We start from the raw sequence: 9,252 nt of genomic DNA, 5'->3' as shown, positions 1-9,252 counted from the left end.
TCTGAATTTGCGGCGGCCTGGAGAAAGGGTAATTCTGATAGTGAAGGATCCGACATTACTAAGTGAGCGTTGTATCTAATCCTGGGGGCAGGTCAGGATGTCTATGGTTTTGCTGTGATCCCCATGGATAACGGGCTACTGAAGGTCGTACGTTCAGCGAATGCGAAAATGTCTGGCGTGCCCATTGCAGACAAAAACAGCCCCGGTAAGGGAGATGAAATTATCACCCGCGTCGTAACGCTTCTTAATGTGCCGGTCAGAGAGTTGGCACCTTTGCTTCGCCAGATGAATGACAGTACCGGAGTAGGGAATGTTGTTCATTACGAACCTTCCAATGTTTTGCTTCTGACGGGCCGGGCATCTGTGGTCAACCGGCTTATTAAGCTTGTCGAACGCGTTGACGCGATGGGTGACCAGCAAAGGCAAACCATTAAACTAAAATATGCTTCTGCCCCGGAAATGGCTGAGATGATGAACAACCTGGTTCGCGAGGAATCTAAAGGACAATCATCGTCCATATTACAAGCCAAAATCGTCGCGGATGAGAGAACCAACACCCTAATCATCAGCGGGCCAGAAGGCGTGCGCAGCCGCGCAGCAAAACTGGTTAGTCAGCTTGATAAAGACCAGTCATCTCAGGGCAATACGCGTGTTTTCTATCTGAAATATGCCAAAGCGGAAAAAATCGTTCCCGTACTTACTGGCATCACAGAAGAGATGAAAGAAGGCAAAACAGCTCAGCCTTCCGGCGCGTCTAACAAGCCGATGAGCATCACTGCAGATGAACAAACAAACTCCATCGTCATTACTGCACAGCAGGATGTGATGCAGTCACTCGAACAGGTCATCACCAAGCTCGATATCCGCCGTGCACAGGTGTTAGTCGAAGCCATTATTGTCGAAGTACAGGATGGCAACGGGCTTAATCTGGGTATCCAGTGGAGCAACAACCAGGTTGGCGGAACACAATTTACCGGAACCGGCGCGCCAATATCGACCGTTGCGGCCGGAGTTCGCCAGTACAAAAAAGAGGGCATTATCAGCAGCGATAATCCTCTGAGCAGCACTTTGCAGACCTTCAATGGCATGACCGCAGGCTTCTTTAGCGGTGACTGGAACGTCTTACTCACTGCGTTATCCACCAGTAATAAAAACGATATTCTTGCTACCCCAAGCATTGTCACTCTCGATAATAAAGAAGCCTCATTCAACGTCGGTCAGGAAGTCCCCTCCCTGTCCGGCTCACAAACCACATCTGGCGATAACATTTATAGCAGCGTGGTTTACAAAACCGTCGGCACAAAATTAAAGGTCACTCCGCAGATCAATGAAGGTGACTCTGTGCTGATGGAAATCGAACAGGAAGTTTCCAGCGTTGATACTTCAACTAACTCTAGTCTTGGCCCGACCTTCAATACCCGAACCATTTCCAATGCCGTGCTGGTTCGTACGGGTGAAACTGTAGTCCTGGGCGGTTTGCTGGATGACAGTACCAAAGAAACCAAATCCAAAGTTCCTCTGTTGGGTGATATTCCGTGGATAGGCAATTTGTTCCGCTATACCAGCACTGAATCAGCAAAACGTAATCTGATGGTGTTTATCAGGCCGACCATTATTCGTGATGATGAGGTTTACTCTTCCATTTCCAATAAGAAATATTCGCACTTTCAAAAAATTCAAAAAACGCGTCAGGATGAGGACCATCAGGATCTGCTCACGCCAAATACTCGTTCTATTTTGCCTGACTATCCTGGGAACAATGTGCCAAAAGCATCCATATCCACCACGCCTGATGACGGCAAACCTCGTAATCCGTTTAGTGGATAAGCCATGAACAGTGATAACGAAGTGCTATATAGACCCGTTGTGGAACAAGCCTCCCCTGTTCTGCCTTATACCTACGCCAAACAAAAAGGCGTAACGCTGCTTGATAACGTGCTTTTTTGCCGACAGGACATTTCAGTGGAAACACTGCTCGAAGTACGTCGGATCATGGGTGAAATAACGGCGGTCGAAATAGTGGAAACGACATTGTTCGATGAAAAGTTATCAGCAACCTACCAGCGTAGCAGCGGCGAGTCACAACAAATCATTGATGATATCGATAACGAGGTCGATCTTCTGTCTTTGTCTGAGGAATTACCTGATAACGAAGACTTACTGGCCAGTGATGAAAATTCGCCGATCATCCGTCTTATTAATGCGGTGCTTTCTGAAGCAGTCAAAGAGGGTGCTTCGGATATCCATATCGAAACCTTCGAACGCATGCTCAGTATTCGGTTTCGTATCGATGGCGTCTTACGGCAAATCCTGCAACCGGCTCGCAAGCTGGCACCGTTCTTGGTATCGCGCATCAAGGTGATGGCGAAACTGGATATCGCTGAAAAACGTTTACCTCAGGATGGTCGCATTTCGTTACGTATCGGTCACCGGGCGATTGATATCCGCGTATCGACCATTCCAGCTCAATATGGTGAGCGTGTGGTGATGCGCCTTTTGGATAAAAATAATTTATGTCTTGAGATTCCACAACTTGGTCTGTCTCCACAGGACGAACAACAGCTATCGGCATTAATCCGTAAACCTCACGGGATCATTCTGGTCACCGGGCCGACCGGTTCAGGTAAAAGCACGACTCTGTACGCAGTTCTTTCTGCACTCAACAATAACGAGCGTAACATTCTTACTGTCGAAGACCCGATTGAGTATGAACTGGAGGGCGTGGGGCAAACGCAAGTTAACCCCCGTGTAGAAATGACATTTGCGCTCGGTTTGCGGGCGATTTTGCGTCAGGACCCGGATGTAGTCATGGTCGGTGAGATCCGCGACAATGAAACAGCTCAAATCGCGGTGCAGGCTTCACTGACCGGCCATCTGGTGATGTCAACATTGCATACAAATAGTGCCGTCGGTGCCATTACCCGTTTACGGGATATGGGTCTGGAGCCCTTCCTTCTCGCCTCCTCATTATTAGGCGTGGTGGCTCAGCGACTCGTGCGACGCCTTTGCCCGCATTGTACCCGACAGTCCCCGTTAGATGTGTCTCACATTCCTTTATTCCACTTTCTGCCTGAACCACCAGCCACTGTTTTTAAAGCCGTCGGATGTTCTCAATGCCATTTCACGGGCTATAAAGGCAGGGTGGCTATCCACGAATGCATGGTTGTTGATAACGCTATACGTCAGGCTATTCATGAGAATCAGGATGAATTTTCCATTGAGAACATTCATCGCAAAACTGCCCGAAGCTTGCGGGAAAATGGACTGCTTAAAACCATTAGCGGCGAGACTACGCTGGAAGAAGTGATCAGAGTTACTGCCGAACAAGAGATAGCGACACGGGGAACGCCCTCATGAGCCGCTTCGCCTTTCATGCAATCACCCCGACGGGCAAGACGCAGCGAGGAGTAATTGATGCCGATTCTCTCCGCCTGGCGCGCCAGATTGTCCGCGAGCGGGGTTTAACGCTTCTTGAAATAAAGCAGGTGGGCAACTCGCTGACAACTCTAAATAGTAAAAATAAAGGATTGAAAACGCGTGTCCCTTCACATGCCATTTCACTATTCTCACGTCAGCTCGCCACATTAACCAATGCAGCCCTGCCCGTAGAAGCCGCACTTGCCGTTATTGCCCGCCAAACCGAGCACGCTGGACTCACGCAAGTGCTGACCGCTGTGCGTAACAAAGTGGTGGAGGGACATACGCTAGCCGATGCATTATCTGATTTTCCTCGCCTATTTGATCCGATGTTCAGAACACTGGTCACGGCAGGTGAACGAACCGGACAACTCGGCACCGTACTGGAAAAAATGGCGGATTATTATGAAATCCGCCAGCAAATCAAAAGCAAGTTGTCGCAAGCCATGATTTACCCGGCCATGCTCACCATCATTGCCATTCTAGTGATTGTTATTTTGCTGGTTGCCGTCGTCCCGCAAATCATTGAACAGTTTGTGCATATGAAACATACGCTGCCCATCTCCACCCGTATTTTAATTGGCGTCAGTGGTTTCCTGGAACATACATGGTGGGTGATTGCCATAGTGGTTATCGCTTTCATCGCTACCTTCAGGCTGGCTCTGCGCCGTAAGCATAATCTTATGCGTTTTCATACGGCGTTGCTCGGTGTTGTCGTTTTAGGGCCACTGATCAGGGCCATCAATAGTGCCCGATATGCCCGGACTCTCAGTATTTTGCAATCGAGCGGCGTTCCTTTACTTGATGCGATGAAAATCTCAACAGAAGGGATAACTAACCGTCGGATCCATTATTTACTTACCCAAGCGGCAGAACATGTTCGTCAGGGCAGCTCGCTCTTTGCTGTTCTGGAACAAACCCGCCTCTTCCCACCCATGATGCTCTACATGATTGCTTCCGGTGAACAAAGCGGACGTCTTGGCGAGCTCATGGCACACGCGGCTGACAATCAGGACAAGCTGATGCAACACCGGCTTTCAATGGTATTGGCGCTATTTGAACCACTGCTGATTGTCACTATGGCCAGTATTGTTTTATTCATCATCATGTCGATTTTACAACCGATTCTCCAGCTTAATAATCTGGTCAGTTAAAGGTATCATTCCATGTTAAACATTCAAAAAAATCAGTACATTGGCACTCAGAAGCAACAAGGCTTTACATTAATCGAACTGATGGTGGTTATCGTCATTCTCGGGGTGCTGGCAGCGCTCGTTGTTCCTAATGTAATGGGCAACAAAGAAAGAGCAGATACCCAAAAAGCCGTCAGCGATATTGTCGCCCTCGAGAACGCCCTCGACATGTATAAGCTGGATAACCATCGCTATCCAACAACCGAACAAACGCTTGAAGCCCTTGTAACCCTGCCCACGATCAACCCGCTACCTGCCAATTATCGTAACGATGGATACATAAAGCGTTTGCCCGCCGATCCCTGGGGCAACGAATACATGTTGGTCAGTCCAGGTGAACATGGGGCTATCGATGTCTTTTCTGCCGGGCCTGACAGTGAGCCCAACACCGCAGATGACATAAAGAACTGGGTTGAGAAGGATCACTAACCTTGTCTGCGGTCAAACAATCCGGCTTTACGCTGCTGGAAATACTGATGGTAATGGCCATTTTCGCCATTGCCGCAGGGGTTGTGGTCATGGTTTTACCGTCTGACAACTCACAAATCCAACGCGCCGAGCAAATGAAAACAGTGATGGAATATGCTGCTGAGCGCGCAGTGCTGGAAGGAAAACCGCTCGGGCTTTCCTTAACGGCCGGCGCTTATCGGTTTGTGATTTTAGGTGGCACGCTAACGTTGATTCCACTAACACGTGAGCCTCAGTGGCAAGAAATTGAATCTTCCCGCATGCCTGTCAGCGGTGAATTTGCGGAAAATGAAACCCTTTCGCTCAGCCCTTTATCCCTCAATAAATCTATCAACCGCCCACCACAAATTGTTTTTATGCCCGACGGAACACTTTCAGTCTTTGAACTCAGTTTTTCTTCCTCTGCATCTGAACCGGCCTGTTGCAGCATCATTTCTGAAGGACGACTGCCACTGATATTCAATGTCAGAAGGTCTGGAAAATAATGCGTATATCTTCAACGTGTAGTGTTAAAAATCAGCAAGGTATGACTCTGATTGAAGTAATCATTGCCCTCGGCATCTTCGCCACGGCGGCTCTGGCATTACTGAATAGCCTGAGTTCGCAAATGAGCGCAGTAGATCATTTTCGAACTTCTCTCTTTGCCAGCTGGGTTGCTGAAAATACGCTGATAGAAACACAGATCAAAGCGGAAAAAAAAGAAAAAAGACGAGTAACACTAGCCGGGCAGGAATGGTTTGTTGAACAGCAACATACCCTTGATAGAGAGAACAACATTAGCCAGAACCAGGTACGCGTTCTTCAGGTAGAAGATGCCCTTTCACCGATCCTTTCGGTGAGCCGCTGGACTCAGATAATGGCAGAGAAGCCATGAGCAGCCAGCAGACAGCCAAACAACAAGGTTTCACGCTGATAGAAGTCATGATTGCGATGACGATATTTGCGCTTCTCAGCCTGCTGGCCTATCAGATCCTTTCCGCATCAGTTAAAAACAGTGAAATAGCACAAGAACACACGGCAAGACTGACCGGAATTCAGACTACATTTTCTTTGCTGGAACGGGATCTGATCCAGATATTGCCACGGCAAACCGATGTGGCAGGAGCTCTTTTATCAGCCTCTGAGACCTCATTAAGTTTTACAACCATTGGCAGTTATTCTGCATCAGCCCCCTTGTCTGCCAGTGATCTTACACGGGTTACCTGGACATTTACCGATCACACACTGACGCGCAGCGCACAATCTCTTCCGTCCCAGCCACTGACTGATTCATCAGCGATAACGCCCTTTACCCTGCTGACAGGCGTAAGTTCTTTGCATTGGCGATTCTATTCCGGCGGCTGGACCAACAGCTGGAGCAAAACGGATTCTTTTCCAAAAGTCATCGAACTCATTGTCACGCTGGAAGATATGGGTGAAATACGCCGGTTATTCCTCCTGCCCCAAATAATTGAGGAGACGAAGGCAGAGTCAGTTGATAAGCCGTCTGAGCAAGCAAGTTCTGAATCCGCAGCTCCGATACCCTTAAACGGGGAGAACACCACCGATGAGTAAGCAACAAGGTGTGGCGCTACTGATCGTCTTAATGATCCTTGCCATCATGGCTGCATTAGCGGCAAAAATGACGCTGCAATTTCAGGTCAGCCAGCACCGCCAAAGTTGGTTACTCAATCAACAGCAATTACGCTGGCTAACCTTTGCCGCTGAAGAAATCGCCCTGCCGAGACTGAAAAAAGAACTTACCGAAAACCCTGTTCAAAACAACCTCGATCAGTTTGCCGTTCAGCAAGGCCACTTCACCGGCCAGGATGGATTTTCAGTGGACTATATTATTGCTGATGGACAAAACTGTTTTAACATTAACAGCCTGCGTAATAACGAGCCTGACACGACGATAGAGGGTGAACCATACAATACGCAGGTACTGAAACAACTTCTTCTCGATGCGCAGGCAACATCCGTTGAAACCGAGCGGTTCGCTGATACCCTCAGCGATTATCTTGATGCCGATAACGAGACCCGAACATCCGGTGCGGAATCCGAGTATTACGAAACGCTGATACCGCCCCGTGCTGCAGCTAATCAACGTCTTTTTTCCCTGAATGAGCTGGCGCTGCTGCCCGACCTCCCTCTTCTGCCACTCAAAAAAATCCGACATCAGCTTTGCACTCTCCCCGAAGAGTTTCAGCAAATTAATGTGAATATGCTGACCGAAGAACAGGCTCCTCTGTTAAGCGCCTTATTTCTTGGCGGTATTAATCAGGAGGATGCAATCAGATTAATTTCAGCGCGACCGCGCAGAGGCTGGGTTTCTGTTGACGCTTTTCTGAAAGAGGTGAAGAAACAGCGTTTTAGTCTGGAAATCCAAAGCAGCGAATTAAAACCGCTGCTGACGGTACGCAGCCAATACTTCGTCCTCTATACGCTAGGCCGGTTTGAAGAACAGCAAAATGCTATGAGCAGTTTTGTGCAATTCAATCCACAGGATTCAAAAATCAAAATTTATCAACGTCGCTATCGGGTAATTGAGTAAATGGAACAACTTCATCTGGCCAACAGGCTGTTTATCAGGGCTGGTACTACGCCAGAGCACTCACTCTATTGGTTCACGGATAAGGCAGAATGTGACAACGATATCCATTGCCTGCCGGATACCGAACATTTATCAGAACTCGCCACACAACCTGCGGCACGTAATGTTTGTCTGTTCATCCCGGCCAGTGAAATAGTTTTCCGTCAGATCGCTCTGCCTCAACACGCAAACAAAATTACTCGCCAGATGATTGGCCATCTTACTGAAGAAAGTATTGCCAGCGATGTCGATACGTTGCATTGGGTTGAGCTTTATCGAGAAAAACAGACACTCTTTGTGGCGGGTATTGAATCAGATTATTTAAGAAACTGGCTTCGGCTATTTAGCGATGCAGGGCTGACAATAAGGCACATTTATATTGATGCCTTGCTGCTGCCCAGGCATGAAGAAGGCTGGTCGATAATGAAGCTTGATAAGCAGTGGCTCCTTCGACAGTCGGAATATTCAGGCTGCCAGGTTGAGCAGGTATTACTCGATACCCTACTTAAAATCGCAACGCCGGAGACATTACATTACTACGGAGATGAGAAATCGATTTCTGCTGGCTGGGTGCGCGCTGATCTGCCTTTTCATCCCCTGATTATGATGAAGAATAACTGTCCGTCAGCAGTGAATCTGCTGCAGGGCGAGTTCGCCGTGCGTAAAGAAGAATCCGTCTGGGAACGTCATCTGCTACGGGTGGCAACCAGCATGGCGATACTCACGGTGCTAGTGATTATCGGCGCCAAACTTTTCACCTGGTGGCAGATTTCTCAGCAAGAATCATTACTGAAAAAAGAGATGCTTGCACTTCATCAAACCTGGTTTCCGCAGGACAAACACACCCGTAATCTGAAGTTTTATTTTGAACAAAATATGAAAAAAGTACCCATGGCTTTTCTTCCTGCACTGGCAAAACTCACGACTTATCAGGGGCAGAGCCCGCAAATTGATATAGATAAATTAGATTTTCAGCAAGAGACGAAACAGTTCACTCTGCAGATTACTACGGGTGACCGGGCGGCGATTGATGATTTCGTCGAACGGACCGAAAGCGATTTTCACTTTGCCATTTCTAAGTTAGCCACGTCATCAGCGGGTATCACCGCCACGCTAACTCAGCGGAGTAAATCATGAAACAGTGGCTGATGCTTAAAAATGAACGGGAAAGATGGCTGATACTGGTTGCCGCTTTTCTGTTGGCAGTAACTTGCATCTGGTACGGTATTTTAACCCCGCTCAACAACCAGATCGCCCAATCCCGGGCACGGGTCAACACGCAACATCACCAGCTTGAATGGATGATTCAGCAAACCCAGCGTCTCGGGGCACCTTCCGGACTGCGGGTTAAGACAGAAAAGCTGACGGAAGCTATTAACACCTCAGCGGCAGGTTTATCCCTGCAACTTCCTAAGACTACTCAGAATGAACGGGGAGTCGCCCTAAGCTTTGAGCAGATCCCTTACACCACCCTTTTACGCTGGCTTGAAATTCTCAATAAGGAATACGGTATTCAGGTCGTGGCCATCTCAATAGTGACAGGTAACGGACCAACAGGAAGCGTCAGTGTTCCTCAACTCACACTGCGTTAACGGGCAGATG

The 9,252-nt window shown here is 48.3% G+C and carries 9 protein-coding genes and 1 pseudogene; all 10 read left to right on the top strand.

The features are described from left to right. Positions 1–96 precede the first annotated feature (96 nt). Positions 97–1,827: pseudogene (gspD, locus tag ABIC79_RS17970) on the top strand (type II secretion system secretin GspD); the annotation flags it as partial. Between the two features lie 3 nt (positions 1,828–1,830). Further along, the gene (gene gspE, locus ABIC79_RS17965; protein ID WP_126124055.1) at positions 1,831–3,357 is read left to right on the top strand and encodes a type II secretion system ATPase GspE; all 1,527 of its coding nucleotides are present in this window, start codon (positions 1,831–1,833) and stop codon (positions 3,355–3,357) included. After that, positions 3,354–4,571, top strand: coding sequence for a type II secretion system inner membrane protein GspF (gene gspF / locus ABIC79_RS17960; RefSeq protein WP_126124054.1), 1,218 nt, complete (start codon positions 3,354–3,356; stop codon positions 4,569–4,571). Before gspE ends, gspF begins: the two co-directional genes overlap by 4 nt. Positions 4,572–4,583: 12 nt before the next feature. Next, a complete protein-coding gene (gspG, locus tag ABIC79_RS17955) occupies positions 4,584–5,039 on the top strand; it encodes a type II secretion system major pseudopilin GspG (RefSeq protein ID WP_013573680.1) in 456 nt (151 codons plus the stop codon). A 2-nt stretch (positions 5,040–5,041) separates the two neighbouring features. Continuing rightward, the gene (gene gspH, locus ABIC79_RS17950) at positions 5,042–5,563 is read left to right on the top strand and encodes a type II secretion system minor pseudopilin GspH (RefSeq protein WP_166861221.1); all 522 of its coding nucleotides are present in this window, start codon (positions 5,042–5,044) and stop codon (positions 5,561–5,563) included. Beyond that, positions 5,563–5,952 (top strand): type II secretion system minor pseudopilin GspI, encoded by a 390-nt coding sequence (gene gspI / locus ABIC79_RS17945; protein WP_112152596.1) that lies wholly within the window; start codon positions 5,563–5,565, stop codon positions 5,950–5,952. The genes gspH and gspI overlap by 1 nt, the downstream gene beginning before the upstream one ends. Further along, a complete protein-coding gene (gene gspJ / locus ABIC79_RS17940; RefSeq protein WP_112152597.1) occupies positions 5,949–6,632 on the top strand; it encodes a type II secretion system minor pseudopilin GspJ in 684 nt (227 codons plus the stop codon). Before gspI ends, gspJ begins: the two co-directional genes overlap by 4 nt. Then, entirely contained in the window at positions 6,625–7,611 is a 987-nt protein-coding gene (gene gspK / locus ABIC79_RS17935; protein WP_013573676.1) for a type II secretion system minor pseudopilin GspK, read from the top strand. Before gspJ ends, gspK begins: the two co-directional genes overlap by 8 nt. Further along, entirely contained in the window at positions 7,612–8,787 is a 1,176-nt protein-coding gene (gspL, locus tag ABIC79_RS17930; protein ID WP_013573675.1) for a type II secretion system protein GspL, read from the top strand. It abuts the gene before it with no gap. Continuing rightward, positions 8,784–9,242, top strand: a complete 459-nt coding sequence (locus tag ABIC79_RS17925; protein WP_013573674.1) for a type II secretion system protein M — start codon at positions 8,784–8,786, stop codon at positions 9,240–9,242. Before gspL ends, ABIC79_RS17925 begins: the two co-directional genes overlap by 4 nt. The last annotated feature ends 10 nt before the right edge of the window (positions 9,243–9,252 follow it).

Source organism: Rahnella sp. 2050, from assembly GCF_040544515.1.
GTDB lineage: Bacteria > Pseudomonadota > Gammaproteobacteria > Enterobacterales > Enterobacteriaceae > Rahnella > Rahnella aceris.
This window is presented reverse-complemented; position numbering and strand designations above follow the sequence as displayed.